At 69.8% G+C, this 19,192-nt stretch carries 15 protein-coding genes, 2 tRNA genes and 3 pseudogenes; 9 read left to right on the top strand and 11 right to left on the bottom strand.

Annotated elements, in window-relative coordinates; translation table 11 throughout:
• Nucleotides 1–363: 363 nt before the first annotated feature.
• The 6 genes and pseudogenes from hisN to ADL12_RS09485 all read left to right on the top strand — a co-directional run bounded on the left by hisN (nt 364) and on the right by ADL12_RS09485 (nt 5,016).
• Nucleotides 364–1,164: a histidinol-phosphatase gene (gene hisN, locus ADL12_RS09510; RefSeq protein WP_062700524.1), complete on the top strand. Its 801-nt coding sequence runs from the start codon at nt 364–366 to the stop codon at nt 1,162–1,164.
• A 153-nt stretch (nt 1,165–1,317) separates the two neighbouring features.
• Nucleotides 1,318–1,710 (top strand): CBS domain-containing protein, encoded by a 393-nt coding sequence (locus tag ADL12_RS09505; RefSeq protein WP_062700522.1) that lies wholly within the window; start codon nt 1,318–1,320, stop codon nt 1,708–1,710.
• Nucleotides 1,711–1,886: 176 nt separating this feature from the next.
• Nucleotides 1,887–2,303 carry a Fur family transcriptional regulator gene (locus ADL12_RS09500; protein ID WP_062700520.1) on the top strand — a complete coding sequence of 139 codons (417 nt, stop codon included), beginning with the start codon at nt 1,887–1,889 and terminating at the stop codon, nt 2,301–2,303.
• Between the two features lie 187 nt (nt 2,304–2,490).
• A pseudogene (locus ADL12_RS09495) lies at nt 2,491–3,310 on the top strand (ABC transporter ATP-binding protein).
• Nucleotides 3,307–4,076: pseudogene (locus ADL12_RS09490) on the top strand (ABC transporter permease). The pseudogenes ADL12_RS09495 and ADL12_RS09490 overlap by 4 nt, the downstream one beginning before the upstream one ends.
• Nucleotides 4,073–5,016 (top strand): annotated as a pseudogene (locus ADL12_RS09485) (ABC transporter substrate-binding protein). The pseudogenes ADL12_RS09490 and ADL12_RS09485 overlap by 4 nt, the downstream one beginning before the upstream one ends.
• Nucleotides 5,017–5,076: 60 nt before the next feature.
• Here the strand turns inward: ADL12_RS09485 and ADL12_RS09480 are convergent.
• From ADL12_RS09480 to ADL12_RS09465, 4 genes are all read right to left on the bottom strand, one after another.
• Nucleotides 5,077–5,150, bottom strand: a tRNA-Met gene (locus ADL12_RS09480).
• 128 nt (nt 5,151–5,278) lie between these two features.
• Nucleotides 5,279–7,198, bottom strand: coding sequence for a tetratricopeptide repeat protein (locus tag ADL12_RS09475; protein WP_079051941.1), 1,920 nt, complete (start codon nt 7,196–7,198; stop codon nt 5,279–5,281).
• A 228-nt stretch (nt 7,199–7,426) separates the two neighbouring features.
• Nucleotides 7,427–7,500 (bottom strand) — tRNA-Met (locus ADL12_RS09470).
• A 57-nt stretch (nt 7,501–7,557) separates the two neighbouring features.
• The gene (locus ADL12_RS09465; protein WP_079051940.1) at nt 7,558–10,521 is read right to left on the bottom strand and encodes a UPF0182 family membrane protein; all 2,964 of its coding nucleotides are present in this window, start codon (nt 10,519–10,521) and stop codon (nt 7,558–7,560) included.
• 164 nt (nt 10,522–10,685) lie between these two features.
• On the opposite strand from ADL12_RS09465, the gene ADL12_RS09460 reads away from it, so the two are divergent.
• Nucleotides 10,686–11,228: a PPA1309 family protein gene (locus ADL12_RS09460; RefSeq protein WP_062700530.1), complete on the top strand. Its 543-nt coding sequence runs from the start codon at nt 10,686–10,688 to the stop codon at nt 11,226–11,228.
• 96 nt (nt 11,229–11,324) lie between these two features.
• Here ADL12_RS09460 and ADL12_RS09455 read toward each other — a convergent pair whose 3' ends face one another.
• From ADL12_RS09455 to ADL12_RS09445, 4 genes are all read right to left on the bottom strand, one after another.
• A complete protein-coding gene (locus ADL12_RS09455) occupies nt 11,325–12,422 on the bottom strand; it encodes a YlbL family protein (RefSeq protein WP_062700516.1) in 1,098 nt (365 codons plus the stop codon).
• Nucleotides 12,423–12,524: 102 nt separating this feature from the next.
• A complete protein-coding gene (locus tag ADL12_RS54910; protein ID WP_167364393.1) occupies nt 12,525–12,689 on the bottom strand; it encodes a hypothetical protein in 165 nt (54 codons plus the stop codon).
• Between the two features lie 131 nt (nt 12,690–12,820).
• Nucleotides 12,821–13,282 (bottom strand): molybdenum cofactor biosynthesis protein MoaE, encoded by a 462-nt coding sequence (locus ADL12_RS09450; RefSeq protein ID WP_062700514.1) that lies wholly within the window; start codon nt 13,280–13,282, stop codon nt 12,821–12,823.
• 249 nt (nt 13,283–13,531) lie between these two features.
• The gene (locus tag ADL12_RS09445) at nt 13,532–14,650 is read right to left on the bottom strand and encodes an SDR family oxidoreductase (RefSeq protein WP_062700512.1); all 1,119 of its coding nucleotides are present in this window, start codon (nt 14,648–14,650) and stop codon (nt 13,532–13,534) included.
• Nucleotides 14,651–14,841: 191 nt separating this feature from the next.
• Between ADL12_RS09445 and ADL12_RS09440 the strand changes: the two genes are divergently transcribed.
• Nucleotides 14,842–16,293, top strand: a complete 1,452-nt coding sequence (locus ADL12_RS09440) for a zinc-dependent metalloprotease (protein WP_062700510.1) — start codon at nt 14,842–14,844, stop codon at nt 16,291–16,293.
• Nucleotides 16,290–16,811 carry an NUDIX hydrolase gene (locus tag ADL12_RS09435; protein ID WP_062700508.1) on the top strand — a complete coding sequence of 174 codons (522 nt, stop codon included), beginning with the start codon at nt 16,290–16,292 and terminating at the stop codon, nt 16,809–16,811. The genes ADL12_RS09440 and ADL12_RS09435 overlap by 4 nt, the downstream gene beginning before the upstream one ends.
• Nucleotides 16,812–16,865: 54 nt before the next feature.
• Here the strand turns inward: ADL12_RS09435 and ADL12_RS09430 are convergent, their stop codons facing one another.
• The 3 genes from ADL12_RS09430 to ADL12_RS09420 form a co-directional block, all read right to left on the bottom strand.
• Nucleotides 16,866–17,621, bottom strand: a complete 756-nt coding sequence (locus ADL12_RS09430) for an AIM24 family protein (RefSeq protein WP_062700506.1) — start codon at nt 17,619–17,621, stop codon at nt 16,866–16,868.
• Nucleotides 17,622–17,639: 18 nt separating this feature from the next.
• Entirely contained in the window at nt 17,640–18,320 is a 681-nt protein-coding gene (locus ADL12_RS09425) for an AIM24 family protein (RefSeq protein ID WP_062700504.1), read from the bottom strand.
• A gap of 11 nt (nt 18,321–18,331) precedes the next feature.
• Nucleotides 18,332–19,192, bottom strand: an 861-nt coding sequence (locus ADL12_RS09420; protein WP_167364392.1) for an AIM24 family protein, incomplete at its 5' end; no start/stop codon positions are given.

The raw sequence follows: 19,192 nt of genomic DNA, 5'->3' as shown, positions 1-19,192 counted from the left end.
GGGTGGGGGTTTGCGTAGCGCCTGCGGTTTCGTCGTGGCTCGGGGCCGCGGGGGGGGTACCCCGTCCGCCCGCCCCAACCGCGGGCAGTCGTGCCGCTGGGGCGGCACGGGTGGGCGCGGGCGGCACCCCGCCAGCGCCGGGCCGCGCGACCCACCCCCGCCCAGCCACAACGCCGCGCAACCCGGCAAACGGGCGGTACCTGTGACTGGGCCCAGCCGACGCAGTCACCTCGCGCGACCCACCCCCGCCCAGCCCCCACGCCGCGCAACCCACCAAGCGGACGGAACCCGTGACCCGGCCCAGCCGACGCAGTCACCCGGCCCAGTAGCCCCAGCCCGACCACGGCAGATACGGTTCGTCCCATGCCGGACTACCTCGACGATCTCCGCCTCGCCCACGTCCTCGCGGACGCCGCCGACGCCGCCACCATGGCCCGCTTCAAGGCGCTCGACCTCAAGGTCGAGACAAAGCCGGACATGACCCCGGTGAGCGAGGCGGACAAGGCTGCCGAGGAGCTGATCCGGGGGCAGTTGCAGCGAGCCCGGCCGAGAGACGCGATTCTCGGTGAGGAGTACGGCGTCGAGGGCACCGGCCCCCGCCGCTGGGTGATCGACCCGATCGACGGCACCAAGAACTACGTACGCGGCGTCCCGGTCTGGGCCACCCTCATCGCCCTGATGGAGGCCGGCGAGGGCGGCTACCAGCCGGTCGTGGGCGTCGTCTCCGCCCCCGCGCTCGGCCGCCGCTGGTGGGGCGCCAAGGGGCACGGCGCCTTCAGCGGCCGTAGCCTCTCCTCCGCGACCCGTCTGCAGGTCTCCCGCGTCTCGAAGCTGACGGACGCCTCATTCGCGTACTCCTCGCTCAGCGGGTGGGAGGACCAGGGCCGGCTGGGCGGCTTCCTCGACCTGACCCGCGAGGTGTGGCGCACGCGCGCGTACGGCGACTTCTGGCCCTACATGATGGTCGCCGAGGGCTCCGTGGACCTCTGCGCCGAGCCCGAGCTGTCACTGTGGGACATGGCCGCCACCGCGATCATCGTCACCGAAGCCGGCGGCACCTTCACCGGCCTCGACGGCCGCCCCGGCCCGCACAGCGGAAACGCAGCAGCCTCGAACGGCCTCCTGCACGACGAATTCCTCGGGTACCTCAACGAGCGCTACTGACGCGCCCGTCACGCCCCGTACCAGCCGCACGCGCCCCCTTGTTGACCCGTGCTTTACCTGCAACCCTGAGAGTCCCCCCACTTGTGAACTTGTGAAACCACGAACAAAGCCGTTGAGACAGCGGCGGGGGAACACCAGGAGGTGGCTCCATCCATGCTCGTACGTGACGCCATGAGCACCGTGGTCCTCACCATCGGTCCCACCCACACCCTTCGCCAGGCCGCTGCGCTGATGTCCGCCCGCCGGGTCGGCGCGGCCGTGGTCCACGACCCCGACGCGGGCGGTATCGGCATCCTCACCGAACGCGACATCCTCAACTCCGTCGGCCTCGGACAGAACCCGGACAGCGAACGCACCCACGACCACACCACCAACGACGTCGTGTTCGCCGCCCCGTCGTGGACCCTGGAGGAGGCGGCCCGCGCCATGGCGCACGGCGGCTTCCGCCATCTGATCGTCCTGGACCACGACGAGCCCGTCGGCATCGTCTCGGTCCGCGACATCATCCGCTGCTGGGCACCCGCACGACAGCACGTACCGGCCTAGCCAGGAAGACGGCACGCAAAACGGGCCGGGTCGCCGAAGGAACCCGGCCCGTCCACCAAGGCAAGCGATCCGCAGTCAAAGCCGGCCTCGCCTATACTGGACTTCGTCCAAATCAAAAGGAGCTCCAAAGTCACATCCATTCGGAACCTAGGCTCCGTGCTGTTAAGGTGTTACCCATGAGTGACCTTCTGGAACGGCTGCGCGGACGCGGATGGCGGATGACCGCGCAGCGGCGCGTCGTGGCCGAGGTCCTCGCCGGCGATCACGTCCACCTGACGGCCGACGAGGTGCACGCGCGGGCTGTCGCCAAGCTGCCCGAGATCTCCCGGGCGACCGTCTACAACACGCTGGGCGAGCTGGTCACCCTCGGCGAGGTGCTCGAGGTCTCCACCGACAAGCGCGCGAAGCGGTACGACCCGAACGCCCACCGGCCCCACCACCACCTGGTCTGCGCCCAGTGCGGCTCGATCCGGGACGTCCACCCGACGGGCAACCCGATGGCCGACCTCCCCGACTCCGAGCGCTTCGGCTTCACGGTCTCGGACGTCGAGGTGACGTACCGCGGCATCTGCCCGAACTGCGCGAAGGCATAGCCCCGCGACTCCTCCACGCCCCGGCACCAATGAAGTGCCGGGGCTTCGTGCTGCGTACAACCTTCGGAACAGCCCTCGGACACGACCCCTGCGGGCGACCTTCCCTATCTGACAGTCCGTCATATCACGGTCCGTCACATCGTCGACGGCACCCACCAGTCCGTACCGCACTCCGCGAGGAGCCCCCGTGGGAGAGCCGTATCAAGACCGCGAAGCGAGTGATCCGAAACTCGAAGCCACCGACCTGACCCGCACCTTCGGCCGAACCCCCCACACGGTCGACGCCCTCGGCCCGCTCGAACTGACCGTCGCCCCCGGCGAGTTCGTCTGTGTCGTCGGCCCCTCCGGCTGCGGCAAGTCCACGCTGCTGCGCATCGCCGCGGGCCTGCTCCGCCCGAGCACCGGCACGCTGGAGATCCGCGCATCGAGCGCACGCCCGGCGGCCATGATCTTCCAGGACTACGGCATCTACGACTGGAAGACCGTCCGCGCGAACGTCCGCTTCGGCCTGGACATCCAACGCGCCCCCGCCACGAGGCGAACGGCCGCGCCGACGACTGGCTGGCCCGCATGGGCCTGTCGGACTTCGCGGACGCCTACCCAGCCACCCTCTCCGGCGGCATGCGCCAGCGCGTGGCGATCGCCCGGGCGCTGGCCGTGCAGCCCGAACTCCTGCTGATGGACGAACCTCCCCCACTGCCCTGAACGGGCGTGGGAGGTGCCCCCAGCCGCGCTCGACGCCCAGCTCCGCACGATCCTCCAGGACGAACTCCTGGACATCACCCAGTCGCTGCGGACGACCACGCTCTTCATCACCCACAGCCTGGAGGAGGCCATCGTCCTCGGCGACCGGGTGCTGGTGATGTCCGCCCGCCCGGGCCGGATCATCGCCGAGCACCGCCCGCCCTTCCCGCGCCCGCACCGGCGACATACGCGCCACACCCGAGTTCACGGCGCTGAAGAGCGAGCTGTGGGACCTGCTGCGGAAGGAGGCGGCACCGGCATGACGACACTCACGAAGCCGCCCGCCGAGTCGGTTCTGGTCCGCCGCCCGGGCCCGCAGCTCCACCCGGCCCGCACCCACCGCCGCAGGCACGCACTGGAGCTGGCGCCGGCGCTGGCCGTACCCCTCTTCCTGATCCTGCTGTGGCAACTGGCCGCAGCCCAGGCATGGATCGACGACCGGGTCTACCCCGCCCCGTCCACGATCGTCGCCGATGGCTGGGACCGGGCGCCTGGGCCTGCTGATGGGGTCCCTGTCCCTGGTACGAGCGGCTCTGGAACCCCTCCTGGCCGCGCTGTAGGTCGTACCGAAACTGGCCCTGCTGCCCATCTTCCTGAACATGTTCGGCCTGGGCGAGGGCCCGCAGGTGGCGCTGGTGGCGGCGACGGTGTTCTTCTTCGTCTGGATCTCCACCATGTCCGCGGTCATGTCCATCCCCTCCGGCCACCGCGACGCGGGCCAGGTCTTCGGCGCCTCGCGATGGCAGATGTTCCGCCACTTGCTGCTCCCGGCGTCTTTGCCGTCGGTCCTGGTGGGCGCGCGCATCGCGGCGGGCGTGGCGGTTCTGGTCATCGTCGGAGCGGATCGCCGCGACCAACGGCCTGGGCCATCTGATCTTCGACTCGCGCGCGCTGTTCCAGAACGACGTGATGTTCGTCGGCATCGTCTGCGTCGCGGTCCTGGGAGTGCTCTTCTCCGAACTGATCCGCTTCGCCGGACGCCTGCTCACCCCGTGGGCACCGAAGGACCGAGGAAGGGGCCAGTCATGAGCAGGAGGACACACGCATACGCCGTCGCCCTCGCCGCGGGAGCACTGCTGGCGTCGGCGGCCTGCTCACCGCCGCACGAGTCGGACGCCTCGTCGAAGGCAGCCGCGGGACATCGCACCGTTCGCCCGGTCGAGGGCTGCGGCACGAAGGCCTGGACGGACCCGAAGGACCTCTCCCCGAACCGAACCCCGGCCTGCTGCCGCCCCGGAGCCCCTCCCCCACAGCCTCTGTCCGAGCCCCGCGAGCTGACGATCGCGACGGGAACACTGAGCGCCGAGTATGTGGCGCCGCTGCAAGTCGCGCTCGACAAGGGCAAGTTCAAGAAGGAGGGCCTGGACGTCGAGCTGAAGGTCCTCCCGACCCCGGACGCCCTCCCCCTGCTGGCCAAGGGGGACATCGACGCCCTGTGGGCGAGAGTGCGAGCCACGTCACCATGGCGGGCCGCAGGCTGGGCACGATGATCGGCAAGGGGTCGGTCATCGCGTACCCCATGGCGAAAGCACTGGAGCAGCACGGCGGCGGCCTGGCCGAGATCCAGTACCAGCAGCTGGGCTCGGCCGATGTCCTCACGGCCCTGCAGCACGGCGGCGTCGACTCGGCGTGGCTCCTGGATCCGGTCTGGCGCAAGGTGGCCGGCAAGCAGGGGTACGCCTTCCTGGGCGGTCAGCCGCAGGGCGAACCGCTGGGCGGCATGCTCTACGGCCGCGCACTGCTGCAGGACGACATGGACGCGGGCGTGGCACTGCTCAGGGCCTACATCCGCACGCTGAACTCGTACCTCGCATCGGACTACAAGCAGGATGCGAGCTTCGTCACCTACCTGGCCACACTCCTGAAGTCGGCCTACGAGGCCCAGGGTGTGGCGGAGGGAAGCCCGCTACCGGAGTCACGGACGGTGAACCGCACGCTGTACGAGGAGGCGGTGGGCCACATGCCCTGAAGCACACACCAAAAACACCTAGGGCCGGGATCCGTTGGGATCCCGGCCCTAGGCCTTCAGTAGCGGGGACAGGATTTGAACCTGCGACCTCTGGGTTATGAGCCCAGCGAGCTACCGAGCTGCTCCACCCCGCGTCGATGAATGCAACATTACGTCAAGGATGCAGACAGAAGCAAATCGCTGGTCGGCGATCGCTGCCGGGGGCGAAACACCGCGGTGCCGGCCGCAGCGCCCGGCACCCAGAAACGCCCTCACCGCAACGTCACGCCGAAAGCTCCTCCCGCAGGGCATCCCGCAACCGCGCAGCCCGCTCCGCTACCTCCGCCGGCCCCAGGCGCACCGCCCGATCAGCCCACCGCTGTCCCTCCGCCAGCTCCCCGCGACGCGCGTAGACCAGGGCCAGCCGCAGCGCCGACCGCCCATGCCCGGCGTCAGCCGCCCGCGTCCACCACACCGCCGCCTCCGGCTCACTCCCCTCCCGGGCGAGCAGCAGCCCCAGATTGAACGCCCCGTTCCGCGATCCGGCCTCGGCGGCCTCCCGGTACCACCGGGCCGCCTCCACCACGTCCCCGCGGGCAGCGGCAAGCATCCCCACCCGCACCTGCGCGCGCCGGTGCCCCTGGGAAGCCGCCCGCTCGTACCACTCCTCGCACTCGGTCTTCTCGTGCGCCGGCTCCCCGAGCTCATGCGCGGGCTCCGGCGGCCGCCGGGCGTCCAGCACGGTCGCCAGCCGATACGCGGCCTCCGCACTGCCGGCCCCGGCCGCGCACCGCAGATGCCGCTCCGCCGCGAGCTCGTCCCCGTCCCGCAGCCGAGCGATCCCGACCTGCAGTGCCGCCTCCGTGTGCCCGGCGGCAGCGGCACGCTCGTACCACCGCAACGCGGCCCGCTCCTCGCCCCGCCCGGCGTACAGGATCCCCAGGTTGAACGCGGCGTCCACGCTCCCGGCCTCGGCGGCCTTGGAGAACCACGGCTCGGCACCCGTCGTGTCCCCGCCCTGCAGCAGCAGGATCGCCAGCGCGTTGGCCGCCTCGCGGTGCCCGGCGTACGCGGCCCGCCGGTACCACTGCTCGGCCTGTGCGGTACGCCCCTGCTCGGCGCAGAGCAGTCCGAGGTTGTACGCGCCGTTCACATCACCGGCGTCCATCGCGGCCCGGTACCACCGCTCGGCGGTCTGCGTCTCTCCGCGCTCGGCATGCAGCGCGCCCAGCGCGTTCGCTGCGTTGCCGTCGCCGTCCTGCGCGGCCCGCAGCCACCACACGGCGGCGCTCTCACTGTCCCCGGCGTCCCGCAGCAGGAACCCGAGTGCGCAGGCGGCCCGGGCCTCTCCGTCCTTGGCGGACGTCAGGTACCAGCGCCCGGCCTCCTTGAGCTCCCCGCGCCTCTCGAGGATCGCCCCGAGGTGCAGCGCGGCTCGCCGGTGGCCGCGCGCGGCGGCCTGCCGGTACCACTGCTCGGCCTCGTCCAGCAGCGGCTCGCCGGCCGCGACACCACTGTCGGGCCCGTCCTCGCCCGTACGCCCCGCCTGCCGGTCGAGCGCACGCGCCAGCCGGTACGCCGCCTCCCGGTGCCCGCGCTCGGCCGCGGCCCGCATCCACTGCTCGGCCCCGTTGTCGCTGCGGTGCTCCAGCAGGTCGGCGAGCGCGTATGTGCCCAGCGCGTGTCCCTGCTCGGCGGACTGCCGCAGCCAGTACTCGGCGGCGGGCTCGTCGCCCCGCTCACGGTGATGGCGCCCCAGCGCGTGCGCGGCCGCGGCCGACCCCGCGACGGCGGCGATCCGCCACCATCCGGCAGCTTCGTCGGCGTACCCACGCTGGTGAAGAAGGACTCCCAGGTTGTTGGCGGCGGCCCGGTCCCCGGCGGCGGTGGCGGCACGCAGATGGGGCTCGGCTCCGTCGAGGTCGCCGCGCCGCAGCAGCATGGCGCCGAGGACGCTCATCGCCTCGGCGTCACCGGCCTCGGCGGCGAGCCGCTGCCGCGCCTCCTCGGCGGCGTCCTGGGCCTCGTCCCGGTCGGTCGGCCGGTCGAAGGCGAAGTCGCCCTCCTGCTGCGCGAGGTCACTCACCGGCAGCGAGGCACTGTCCGTCGGCTGCACGAAATCGCCCGTCGGCTGCACAAAGTCGGCAGGCTGCACAAACCGCCCTGTCTCCAACAGAGTTGCCTTGTCCCCCATAACGTCCATCGTCGCACCACCTGCAACCTGGGTACACCTCGTATACCGCAGCCAGTGAGGTCACTTCAGCGTTTTGTCGACATGCCCACAGAGAGACAAGTCAAACACAGTTCTCCCAACTCCCCACGGCGGCGCGGCGGCCCCACCCCCGGGCACATGCGTTCGCACACCACAAAGGCCCGGATCCCTTGGAGGATCCGGGCCTTCGCTGTCGTACGAAATACTCGTCGACTTCAGTAGCGGGGACAGGATTTGAACCTGCGACCTCTGGGTTATGAGCCCAGCGAGCTACCGAGCTGCTCCACCCCGCGCCGTTGTTCTGCAACCGTATCACGGCGCGGGGTGGGCTATTCGATCAGTCGCCGTCCCTACGAGCTGGTGGGACTGCTGGACGGGCTCGGACTCGAACTGGGGCTCGGACTGCTGCCGCCCTTGCCACCGCTGTCACCGCCGCCGGTCTTGTCCGCCTGAGCCTGCGCGTCCTCGGCCCGCTGCAGCGCCTCCTCGAGGTCCTCCTGCGACTTGCCGTACGCCTCCCAGTCGCCCTTCTTCAGGGCTTCCTGGCCGGCCTCGAAGGCCTTCTGGGCGTCGTTGAGCGCGTCCTGGACCGTCGGGTTGGTGGACGTCGGCGGAGGTGTCGTACCGCCGCCCTCCTCGTCGCCCTCGTCCGGTGGCTCGGTGGTCGGGCCCTCCGCTCCGAAGACCTTGCTGAGGGCCTCGCCGAGCGTGTCCTCGAAGGCGGTCGTGCCGCCGTAGGACACCAACACCTTCCGCAGCAGCGGGTACTTGAGTCCGCCACCGCGTACGTAGACCGGCTCCACATAGAGCAGTCCGCCGTCGAGCGGGACCGCCAGCAGGTTGCCGTACTCGACCTCCGAGTCGCCGCCTCTCAGCAGCCTGATGGTCTCGGCGATGTTCTGTTCGGAGTTGAACTGGCTCTGGACCTGACTGGGTCCATTGACGGTGGTGTTGGTCGGCAGTTTCAGAATTCTGATCTTGCCGTAGTCACTGGTGCCCGCCTCGGCGTCGACGGCCATGAACGCGCTGAGGTTGTCACGGCCGCTCGGTGTGAGGGTCGTCGTCAGCGAGAACGCCTGCGCCTTCTGATCGGGCATCTTCATGCTCAGGTAGTACGGCGGCACCGCGTTGCCCGACTTGTTGGTCGGGTCGTCCGGCACCTGCCAGACCTCGCTGCCGCTGAGGAACGTCGTGGCGTCCTTCACGTGGTAGCGGGTGAGCAGCTCGCGCTGGACCTTGAACAGGTCCTGCGGGTAGCGCAGATGGGCCATCAGATCCTTGGAGATCTTGCTCTTGGACTCCACCGTGCCCGGGAAGGCCTTCATCCAGGTCTTCAGGACCGGGTCCTGGGTGTCCCACTGGTAGAGCTTGACCTCGCCGGTGTAGGCGTCGACGGTCGCCTTCACCGAGTTGCGGATGTAGTTGACCTGGTTCTGCTGGGCCACTACCGCCCGCTGGTTGTTGCTGGCGGTCAGCGAGTCGGCCGTCGTGTCACCGAGGGTCGTACGCGAGGAGTACGGGTATCCGTTGGTCGTCGTGTACGCGTCGACGATCCACTGGATGCGGTGGTTCACCACCGCCGGGTAGGCGTCGCCGTCGATGGTCAGCCACGGGGCGACCGCCTCGACGCGCTCCTTGGGCGTGCGGTTGTACAGGATGCGCGAACCGTCGCCGATCGCACCGGAGTACAGGATCTGCGGCTCACCGAACGCCACCGCGTACGCGGCCCGGTTGACCGCGTTGGAGAGGCTGACCCCGCTGTCGGCCTTGTAGCTGTAGGTCTTCTCGCCGCTGTCGTCGGAGTAGTCGATCTCCTTCTGGGGACCGCCGACGATCGAGTACATGGAGGTCTTCTCGCCGTAGTAGACCCGCTGCTCGTACGTCCCGAGGTCGCCCTTGGACGGCAGGTCGGACTCGGTGAATTCCGGTCGGCCCTGGGAGTCGGCGTTGGTGCCCTCGGCTGCGACCACGCCGTAGCCGTGGGTGTAGCGGAAGTGGTCGTTGATCCAGTTCCGCTTCGGAATGCCGTTGAGGTTGATCTCGCGCAGACCGATGACCGTGTCCTGGTCCTTGCCGTCCTTGGTGTACCGGTCGACATCCAGGTTGGTCGGGAACGCGTAGTAGTTCCTGATCTGCTGGAGCTGCTGGAACGTCGGCGAGACGATGTTCGGGTCCAGGATCCGGATGCTCGCCGCGGAGTCCACGTCGTCGCGCAGCTTGGTCTTGTCCTCGGTCTGGCTCGTGCCCGGGTACTCGGTGACCTGCGTGCCGTCGATGCCGTACGCCTCGCGCGTCGCCTTGAGGTTCTTCGCGACGTACGGCGCTTCCTTGGCCTGCTCGTTGGGCTGGACCTGGAACTTCTGGACGATCGCGGGGTACAGGCCGCCGATGAGGATCGCCGAGAGCACCATCAGGCCGAAGCCGATGACGGGCAGCTGCCAGGTGCGCCGCCACAGGGTGGCGAAGAACAGCAGCGCGCAGATGACGGCGATGCAGAACAGGATCGTCTTGGCCGGCAGGTAGGCGTTGGCGTCGACGTACCTCAGGCCGGTCCAGTTGTCGGTCGCCTTGAAGTCGCTGGACTTCACCGCGAGTCCGTACCGGTCGAGCCAGTACGCGACCGCCTTCAGGGCGACGAAGATGCCGATGAGGACCGACAGATGGCCGGTGGCCGCGGCCGTGGCGCGCGCGCCCGGGCTGGTGATACGCAGCCCGCCGTACAGGTAGTGGGTGAGCGCGGCAGCGATCACGGAGAGGATCGCGGCGGCGAAGCCGAAGCCGAGCAGGAACCGGTACCAGGGCAGGTCGAAGGCGTAGAAGCCGACGTCGAGGTGGAACTGCGGGTCCTTCTCACCGAAGGGCACGCCGTTGACCCACATGAGCCAGGTCCGCCACTGGCTGGAGGCGGAGGCACCGGCGATCAGGCCGACCAGGGCGGTGATCGCCAGCAGCAGCCACTTCTTGTACGGCGCGATGCCCATGCGGTAGCGGTCGAGGCTCTGCTGCTCCATCGACATGGCGCTCAGCGGCGGGCGCAGCCGGTGCGCCAGCCAGATGTTGAAGCCGACCGCGAGGGCCATCAGCAGACCGAAGACGAAGAAGAGCCCGACTTTCGTCCACAGCGTGGTCGTGAACACCGACGAGTAGTTCACCGACCGGTACCAGAGCCAGTCCGTCCAGAAGCCCGCGAACATGGTGAACACCATGCCGAGGACGGCGAGGACGCCCAGTGTCATGAGCAGCGTCCGGACACGCCGGGACGGGCGGCCCACTCTGATCCGTGGCCCGGTCGGGCCTCCGCCGCGGTCCGGCATCTGGAAAGCCAAGGTTCGCACCCCGAGGTTCGCTGTAGGTCCGTCAGGCCCGCGTCTTCGTGGGCCCTCCGTGGCCCCCCGTGATCGTGGGCCCACATCTATGCAACTTACTCACCGTTTACTCAGTTCCCGATTCAGCCCAGGAACGAGGCAGGATTGTGACCATGTCCAACACTCCCATGGCGGCGAGCCCGCTCACCCGGGCCGTTCTCGAGATCGACGAGTACGCCTCCGGCCTCGGCTGGGACCAGCCCGCCCGCCTTTTCGCCCTCGTAGACACCGCACGGCTGCGGGCCCAGGAACCCGGCCTCGCCGCCCAGCTCGGCCTGGGGGACGAGCAGGAGTCCTCCGGCCTGACCCCGATCGAGCAGGACGAACTTCCAACGGGCAAGGCGCTCGACGAGTTCCTCGGCACGATCGCCTGGCCCGACGCGGTGGTCGGCTGCGCGCTCACCGTCGAGCGGCTGATGCTGCCCCCGTCCGCCGAGGCCCAGGTTCCGCAGGGCCTGAGCGAGGCCAAGCTCACGCAGTGGGTGGCGGAGCACCCCGACCGTCAGGAGGTCCGCATGACGGTCGCGGTCCTGCGTGACGGTGCCCGCGAGTCGGCCCTGCGCCTGCGCGAGAAGGACACTCCGACGGAGGTCCTCACCGGCCCGGACCTGGTCCCGGGTCTGGCGGAGGCGCTGGCGGCGACGTTCGCGGACTGAGGTCTTCCGGTCCGACGACGAGCGACGAGGACTTGTACGGCAGTGGTGCGCCCTTGAGGTGAAGGGCGCACCACTGCCGTACCGGAGTCTGTTCTGTCACTCCTTGGTCGTGCACTTCGGCAGGTCGGCCGTGTCGCCGGAGCGGATGTCCTTCAGGGCGTCGAGGGCGTCGCCGATGGTGTCGACCTTGACGAGGGTGAGTCCCTCGGGGACGTCCCTGGCGGCGGTCGCGCAGTTGTCGGCGGGCGTGAGGAAGTACTGGGCGCCCTTCTCGCGCGCGCCGACGGTCTTCATCTCGATGCCGCCGATGGGGCCGACCTTGCCGTCGTCGTCGATGGTGCCGGTGCCGGCGACGAACTTGCCACCGGTGAGGCTGCCGGGGGTGAGCTTGTCGTAGAGCCCGAGCGCGAACATGAGGCCCGCGCTGGGGCCGCCGACGTCGGCGAGCTTGATGTCGATGGTGAACGGGAAGGTGTGGTCGGTTCCTGCGGAGATCCCGACGATCGCGCGCTTCGCGGCGCTGTCGTCGGACTCGGCGGTCCTGATCGTCACCTTCTCGGTCTTGGTCGGCGTCCTGCGCTCCTTCTCCGCGGCGGCCTGCTCCTTGGCCGGCACGATGGTGAAGACGACGTCCTGACCGGGCTTGTGCTTGGTGACCAGCTTGGCGACGTCCGCCGGTTCCTTCACGATCGTACTGTCGACGGCCTTGATCACGTCACCGGCGTGCAGCTTGCCCTCGGCCGGGGTTCCCTTGACGACGGTCGAGACGATCACCCAGCTCTGCACCGGGATGTCCAGCTCCTTCAGGGCGGCGACCTTGGCGCTCTCCTGGGACTGGCTGAACTCCTCGGCGTTCTCCTGGGTGGACTGCTCCTCGGTCTTGCCGTCCGGATAGAGGGTGTCGTGCGGCACGACCTTGTTGTCATGCGCGAGCCATCCGTAAACGGCCTCCACGAGGTTCATCCTGTAGTCGGCGCTGGTGACCCGGACGGTGGTCATGTTGAGATGCCCGGACGTCGCGTAGGTCTTGCGCCCGGAGATCTGCAGCACCGGCTCGCCGTCGTGCTCCCCGAGGGTGTTCACCGTCGGCCCCGGGGACATCTCCGAGTACGGCACGGGGATGAAGACTCCCGCGCACAGAAGCGCGATCAGCATCAGGGTGGAGGCGAGCATCGTCGCGGTGCGGCGTGGCATGCCAAGACAGTACGTGACACCACTGTCAGCGCCCCGTCAGGGCCGTCCGACAGCGCACCGCCCGAGGCCATGCCCTTCAGGGCCGCGAACCCGCCCCCGCGATCAGGTGCGGGAGGGGGGCTTCTCCATGGCCGCGCGAAACCGGGCATATCCGTCGAGCTCCGGCCCGTCGCTCCGTGCCTTCCGGGTCCGGTTGGCCCAACTGCCCCACAGACCGGCGCCGATCGCAACCACAAGCGGAATCAGCAACCAGGCGAGCGCCGCCATGCCGTCCTCCCATCCCCAATGAGTGACCGCAAACTGACTGATCAGCAGATTAACCACTGGCACTGACAACGCTCACGCCAGGGGTGCGGTTACGCAACCGGAGTGGGACGGACGGGTTCGGGGGGACCGGTTCAGCAGGCGCCGACCCACTCCTCGGTTCCGTCCGAGAACTTCTGGTGCTTCCAGATGGGCACCTCGTGCTTGAGATCGTCGATCAGCTTCCGACATGCCTCGAATGCTTCGCCGCGATGGGGACAGGAGACGGCGACGACGACTGCCAGATCCCCGACCTTGAGGTCCCCGACCCGATGTACGGCCGCGAGAGCACGCACCGGATGGTCGGCGACGACCTTCTCGGCGATCCGCCGCATCTCGGCCTCGGCACTGGGGTGGCACGAGTACCCGAGCTCGTCGACATCGGCACCGCCGTCGTGGTTCCGCACGGTCCCCACGAAGAGCGCGATGCCGCCGGCGGCGTCGTCCCCGACGGCCCCGAAGACCTCGTCCACGGAGAGCGGCGTCTCGCGGATGCCGATCAGCTTGATGGGATCCTGCGCGGCCTGCTCGCCGGGGTGGTCGTTCGTGGTAGCCATGCGTCCATCGTGCCTCACGCGCGGAACCAGGGGGAATAGCGTTATCGCCCGGCACGCGTGCGTGACGTTTTGGAGCCTCCTACAGGGCCGCCCCATCGCTGGTATCGCTGCTTGCCTCTCGCCTGTCAGCCCGTCCGGCGTTTGCGGACGAGGCCCGGAGCGGGGGTCTGGGGCGCAGCCCCCAGGGAGGGGACGGGTAAGGGCGGCGGGGGCGAGAAACCCCGATGCCCACCCGGCACACGGCACCCCTCAGATCCGCCGCCGAGCCTTCCGGGCCCGCCGCACCACAGCAGCCGCGCCCAACAGAGCCACCGTGGCCCCCGCAGCACCCGCCGCAGTCGCGTCCTTCCGGCCCAACCGACGCCCCGCGACCGTGTGCCGTCCGGAGACCTCCTCCAGCAGTTCCGCGAGCACTTCCTCGTTGGTCCACTGCGGCCGCCATCCCGCGTCATGGAGCCGGCTCCCGCTCACCACCCAGGGATACATCGTGTACGCCAGGTCCCCGGCCGGTGAGGGCGTCAGCCCGATCCGGTGCAGCCGGGCCGCCGCGCCCAGCGCGACCGCGGACGGCAGCTCCATCCGCCGGATCCCGCTGAGCTCCTCGACCTCCTCCTGTTCCAGCCAGCCGTCACATCCGACGGCGAGTTCCCCCTCGACCTTCTCCAGGACGGCGTACTCCAGGGCGCTGCACAGATCCTCGACATGACAGAACTGCCAGGCAGGCCGCGACCCGGCGACGACAAGCAGCCGAGGTGACTCGAAGTACCTGGTCAGCGCGGTGTCCGTGCCGCCCACGAGCACCGCGGGCCGGACCACGGTGACATTAAGTCCCGGGTGGGCCCGAGGGGCCCTGCGCGCGAGGCGCTCGATCTCCAGCAGATCCCCGACCCCGGTGGCCTCCGCCGTCGCCCGCAGCTCCGCGTCCTCGGACAACGGCAGCTCGTTGTCCGGCAGCGCCCCGTAGACCATCGCGGAGGTGCACAGCACGACCCGGTGGATGCCGGCCGCCGCCGCGGCCGTCAGCACGGTCTGCGTCCCCCGAACGTTGTAGGCCGTCCGGGCGGCGGGATCCGTCTCCAGATCCAGATCGAGCGCCAGGTGAACGACCACGTCGGCGCCCCGTAGCTTGTCCGCGATGGCCGGGTCCCGCACGTCCAGGATGTGCCACTGTGCCGCCGCGCACTCACCGCGCCGCTCGTCGATGGCGATGACCTGCTTGACCTCGTCCGACGCGACCAGCCGCTCGGTCAGCAGCGCGCCGATGCCGGACGCGGCACCGGTCACCGCGACGACGGGCCCGCGCACACCGCGCGCAGGAGGGGTTGACTGGTTTCGCGCTGCGCGAACCTGCGGATCAGGGGAACTCACCGGGCGTCTCCAGCGGTTGTCTTCAGTACGAACGCGAGTGACGCGTACGTACCAGGTGGCATCCATCCTGCCGCAGGCCAAGAGTCGGCGAAGCACCGAGGCCCGATCGGCTCGTGGTGTCTACGCTGGGTGGTGTTATCGGGCAGCCGCGCCGCCGGTGCAACCGGTGGCCTTACCAGCCGAGGAATCCCGTGAGTGACACCCCATTCGGATTCGGCCTTCCGCCGGAGGAGCCGGACGACGGCGACGAGGGCAAGAAGAAGGACCAGCAGAGCGGCGGGGGTCAGGGACCGGCCAACCCGTTCGGTTTCGGCGGGCTGCCCGGTGCCGGGGGCTTTGGCGGCCCCGGCGCGGACAATCCGTTCGCTGCCATGTTCGGCTCGCTGAACCCCACCGACCTGGGTGCCGCGTTCCAGCAGCTGGGGCAGATGCTCTCCTACGAGGGCGGCCCGGTGAACTGGGACATGGCCAAGCAGATCGCCCGCCAGACGGTCTCCCAGGGCACCGCGGACGGCACGAAGGACGCGAGCGTCGGTCCTGCCGAGCGCACCGCCGTCGAGGAGGCCGTACGCCTGGCCGACCTGTGGCTCGACGACGCGACGTCCCTGCCGTCCGGCGCGGGCTCCGCGGTGGCGTGGTCCCGCGCGGAGTGGGTCGAGGCGACCCTGCCGGCCTGGAAGGAGCTCGTCGACCCGGTCGCCGAGCGGGTCGGCACCGCGATGGGCGACGTCCTACCGGAGGAGATGCAGGCCATGGCCGGCCCGCTGATCGGCATGATGCGCTCGATGGGCGGCGCCATGTTCGGCACGCAGATCGGGCAGGCCGTGGGCGTGCTCGCGGGCGAGGTCGTCGGCTCCACCGACATCGGCCTGCCGCTCGGCCCGGCCGGCAAGGCCGCGCTGCTGCCGGTGAACATCGAGACGTTCGGCAAGGACCTGGGCGTGCCGAAGGAGGAGGTGCGGCTGTATCTCGCCCTGCGCGAGGCGGCCCACCAGCGACTGTTCGCACACGTGCCGTGGCTGCGCTCGCACCTGTTCGGTGCGGTCGAAGGCTACGCGCGCGGGATCAAGGTCGACACGGCCAAGCTGGAGGACGTGGTCGGCCAGTTCGACCCGCAGAACCCGGAGCAACTGCAGGACGCGCTGCAGCAGGGCATGTTCCAGCCGGAGGACACGCCGGAGCAGAAGGCGGCTCTGGCCCGTCTGGAGACGGCTCTGGCGCTCGTCGAGGGCTGGGTGGACGCGGTGGTGCACGCCGCCGCCAAGCCCCGTCTGTCGTCCGCGGACGCGCTGCGCGAAACGCTGCGCCGCCGCCGCGCCTCGGGCGGCCCGGCGGAGCAGACGTTCGCCACGCTGATCGGCCTCGAGCTGCGCCCGCGGCGCCTGCGCGACGCCTCCCGTCTGTGGGCCTCGCTCACCGACGCGCGCGGTGTCGACGGCCGGGACGCCCTGTGGGCCCACCCGGACATGCTGCCGACGGCCACCGACCTCGACGACCCGGACGGGTTCGTGCACCGCGAGCAGATCGACTTCTCCGAGCTGGACAAGATGCTCGGCGAGGCGGCGGGCGGCTCCACCGGGAAGGCGGACCTGAAGAAGGACGACAAGTCCAACGACGATGACAAGGGCGACGGCACCGAGTGAGCCTGTACGACGACGCGGTCCTCGTGCTCAAGGGATACGAGGACCAGGAGGAGTTGCGCCAGGCCTACCTGGACCATCTCGCTGAGCACCCGGACGGCATGTGGAAGGCCTGCGGGGACGGACACATCACGGCGAGCGCGCTGGTGATCGACCCGGTGCGCGGGCGCGTGCTGCTGACCCTGCACAAGAAGCTGCGCATGTGGCTGCAGATGGGCGGCCACTGCGAGGCGCAGGATGCCTCCCTGGCGGCCGCGGCGCTGCGAGAGGCCACAGAGGAGTCCGGCATCAACGGCCTGTCGCTGCTGCCGGGCGGCCCGGTGCGCCTCGACCGGCACCCGATCCCGCCCCCGTGCCACTGCCACTTCGACGTCCAGTACGCGGTCCTGGCGCCGCGGGACGCCGAGCACGCGATCAGCGAGGAGTCGCTGGACGTGCGCTGGTTCGCCTACGACGAGGTGCCGGAGGTGGCCGACGAGTCGGTCGTACGACTGCTGGAGGGCACGCGCGCCAGGCTGTGAACGTGTAAGGGGTGACCACCTTTGTGGTCACCCCTTACCGGTCGTCACGCCGACTCAGCTCCAGACGTTGCCCTGGTTCTGCCCCCGAGCCCCCTGCTGCCCCATGCCGTACTGCGCGGCGAGGCCCGAGCCGATCTGGGCGTTCTGCGGCGGCAGCAGCTCGCTGGGCTGGACGATCGCGTAACCGCTGCCCATGAAGCTGAGCTCCCAGCCCTCACCGGTGTTGCCGCGGCGCCGCCACACCCCGGAGGAGTGCGTCTGGGCCTGCATCTGCACGCGCAGACTCGTCGACCAGGCGATGATCGCGTCGGCGTCGCAGTTGACGTACTTGTCGGGCGTCACCTGCATCATCAGCGGCATGCCCGAGGTCATCAGGGCGACCTTGCCACGGCCGGTGATGTTGAGCTGGTACTTCCCGGAGCCGGAGATGCCGTAGAGGCTGTCCACGGCGATGACGTCGTGGTGCAGCGAGGAGTCCATCGCCAGCACATAGCTGCTGTCGACGGTCAGCCCGTCCTGCTCCACCTCCACCACGTGGACGTGCTGCTTGAGGTTGGCGAGGTAGACCGTGCCCTGCCCGTGGCAGCGCATGAGGTCGAGGCCCTCGCCGGTGTGCGCACGCGCGCGTCCCTGCTGGTTGCTCTGGTACTCGGCGTCGAACTCGACCATGCCCTGGTAGGCGACCATGGTGCCCTTGCGGGCGAGGATGTCGTCGTGGCCCTCCAGGGTGACGCGGAGCATCTGCTTGTTCTGCAGGCTCCAGCGATCCTGGGTCTGCTGCTCGTTGTAGGCGAAAATCGGGCTCTGCATGGCGTTTCTGGCTCCCCCTCAGCCCCGGATCCGGAGACGGTCGGTGCTGTCCTCGCTGGGCTGGACGACGACGATGCCCTGGCCGGAGAAGGCCATCTGGTAGGCCTCGCCGCTGCCCCGGCCGATGAGCGACTGCGCCTTGAAGCTGCGCTTGCCCTTCACCTTGAGGTTCGGCGACCAGGCGACGAGCGCGTCCGGGTCGACGTACGTCTCGTCCTCGCCGCCGCCGCAGTCGACGACGATCGGCTTGCCCCGGGAGGTCAGCGCGACCCAGCCCTGCCCGGAGATCTTGGTGTTCCACAGGCCCTGTCCGGCGAACTTCGCCAGGCCCTTCACCCGCTCGACGCCCCACGTCAGGTGGGCGTCGAAGGCGAGCAGGTTGGTGGCGTTGACGGAGATGCCGTCGCCGTTGAGGTTGATGACGACGACATTGGCGCCGTAGTCGGCGAGGTAGAGCAGTCCGTCCCCCGTGCACTTCATCAGGGGCGCGCCCTCGCCGGTCATCCAGTCCTTGGCGATCTGGCGTACGGCCGACGGGTTGGGCTCGTACTGCACGAAGCCCTCGTAGGCGACCATCGACCCCACGCGCGCGAAGAGGTCGTTCCCGGTCTGCATGGCGACCTTCAGCATGTGGTTGCCGTGGTTCTCCATGCGGGCGGTGACGGGTGCGGGGGCGTAGCCCGCGAGCGGCTGGTTCATGACGGGCTCCCTCAGATCTCGTAGGGCTGGACGACGATGAAGTTGCCGGGAGCGGCCCGGAACTGGAGGTTGACGCTCTCTCCGGTGGCGCCGGGGTAGGCGTTGCGGCGCATGCGCACCTGGCTGGAGACGACCACCTGGGCGGCGGACGACCAGGCGACCACGGCGTTGGCGTCGGCGAACGTCGTGGGCGTGACCGGGAGGACCACGGGCGTGCCGTGCGTCTTCACGACGATCGTGCCGGTGCCGGTGAACTGCATCGTGAACAGCGCGCCGCCGGGAATGCCGTGGCCCTCGATGCGGCGGATCTCGTACTGGAGGCTCTCGTCGAAGGCTAGGACGTTCTCGGCGGAGACGCAGATGCCGTCGCCCTGGAGCTCGATGGGGTGCAGCATCGTGGAGTTCTCGGCGAGGAACACCTGGCCCTGGCCGGTACAGCGCATCAGCTGCATCTCCTGGCCGGTCGCGTTGCCCGCGATCCGGCCGGCGAACCCGGCGCCCTTGTAGCTGAAGTCGACCTTGCCCTGGTAGAGCACCATGCTGCCCTGCCGGGCCAGCACGGGGTGGCCGCCGATGCCAAGGTCGACGCGGACCATCTTCTTGTTCTGCTGCGTCCAGCGCTGGCCGGTGGGCGTCTCCTTGAACTGCTGGAGCGCCGCGGCCACGCCGGGGCCCTGAGGTGCGCCTTGAGGAGCACCTTGAGGTGCGCTCTGCGGGGCTCCATAGGGGGCCTGCTGGCCCGGGGCCTGCCCGTAGGGAGGCTGCTGGCCGTAGCCCGGAGGCGGGGTCGGCTGGCCGTAACCGGGGGGCGGGGCCGGTGCCTGCGGGGGGAGCGGCATGCCCGGGGGCAGGCCGGCCGGCCCGGGTGCCAC

Source organism: Streptomyces regalis (genome assembly GCF_001509475.1).
Classification (GTDB): Bacteria; Actinomycetota; Actinomycetes; order Streptomycetales; family Streptomycetaceae; genus Streptomyces; species Streptomyces regalis.
The sequence above is the reverse complement of the archived record's forward strand: the minus strand, read 5'-3'. Positions and strand labels throughout refer to the sequence as shown.

Coding starts and splice junctions, on each gene's coding strand:
- hisN (WP_062700524.1), top strand. CDS start 364: ATGCCGGACTACCTCGACGATCTCCGCCTCGCCCACGTCCTCGCGGAC.
- ADL12_RS09505 (WP_062700522.1), top strand. CDS start 1,318: ATGCTCGTACGTGACGCCATGAGCACCGTGGTCCTCACCATCGGTCCC.
- ADL12_RS09500 (WP_062700520.1), top strand. CDS start 1,887: ATGAGTGACCTTCTGGAACGGCTGCGCGGACGCGGATGGCGGATGACC.
- ADL12_RS09475 (WP_079051941.1), bottom strand. CDS start 7,198: ATGGACGTTATGGGGGACAAGGCAACTCTGTTGGAGACAGGGCGGTTT.
- ADL12_RS09465 (WP_079051940.1), bottom strand. CDS start 10,521: ATGCCGGACCGCGGCGGAGGCCCGACCGGGCCACGGATCAGAGTGGGC.
- ADL12_RS09460 (WP_062700530.1), top strand. CDS start 10,686: ATGTCCAACACTCCCATGGCGGCGAGCCCGCTCACCCGGGCCGTTCTC.
- ADL12_RS09455 (WP_062700516.1), bottom strand. CDS start 12,422: ATGCCACGCCGCACCGCGACGATGCTCGCCTCCACCCTGATGCTGATC.
- ADL12_RS54910 (WP_167364393.1), bottom strand. CDS start 12,689: ATGGCGGCGCTCGCCTGGTTGCTGATTCCGCTTGTGGTTGCGATCGGC.
- ADL12_RS09450 (WP_062700514.1), bottom strand. CDS start 13,282: ATGGCTACCACGAACGACCACCCCGGCGAGCAGGCCGCGCAGGATCCC.
- ADL12_RS09430 (WP_062700506.1), bottom strand. CDS start 17,621: ATGCAGAGCCCGATTTTCGCCTACAACGAGCAGCAGACCCAGGATCGC.
- ADL12_RS09425 (WP_062700504.1), bottom strand. CDS start 18,320: ATGAACCAGCCGCTCGCGGGCTACGCCCCCGCACCCGTCACCGCCCGC.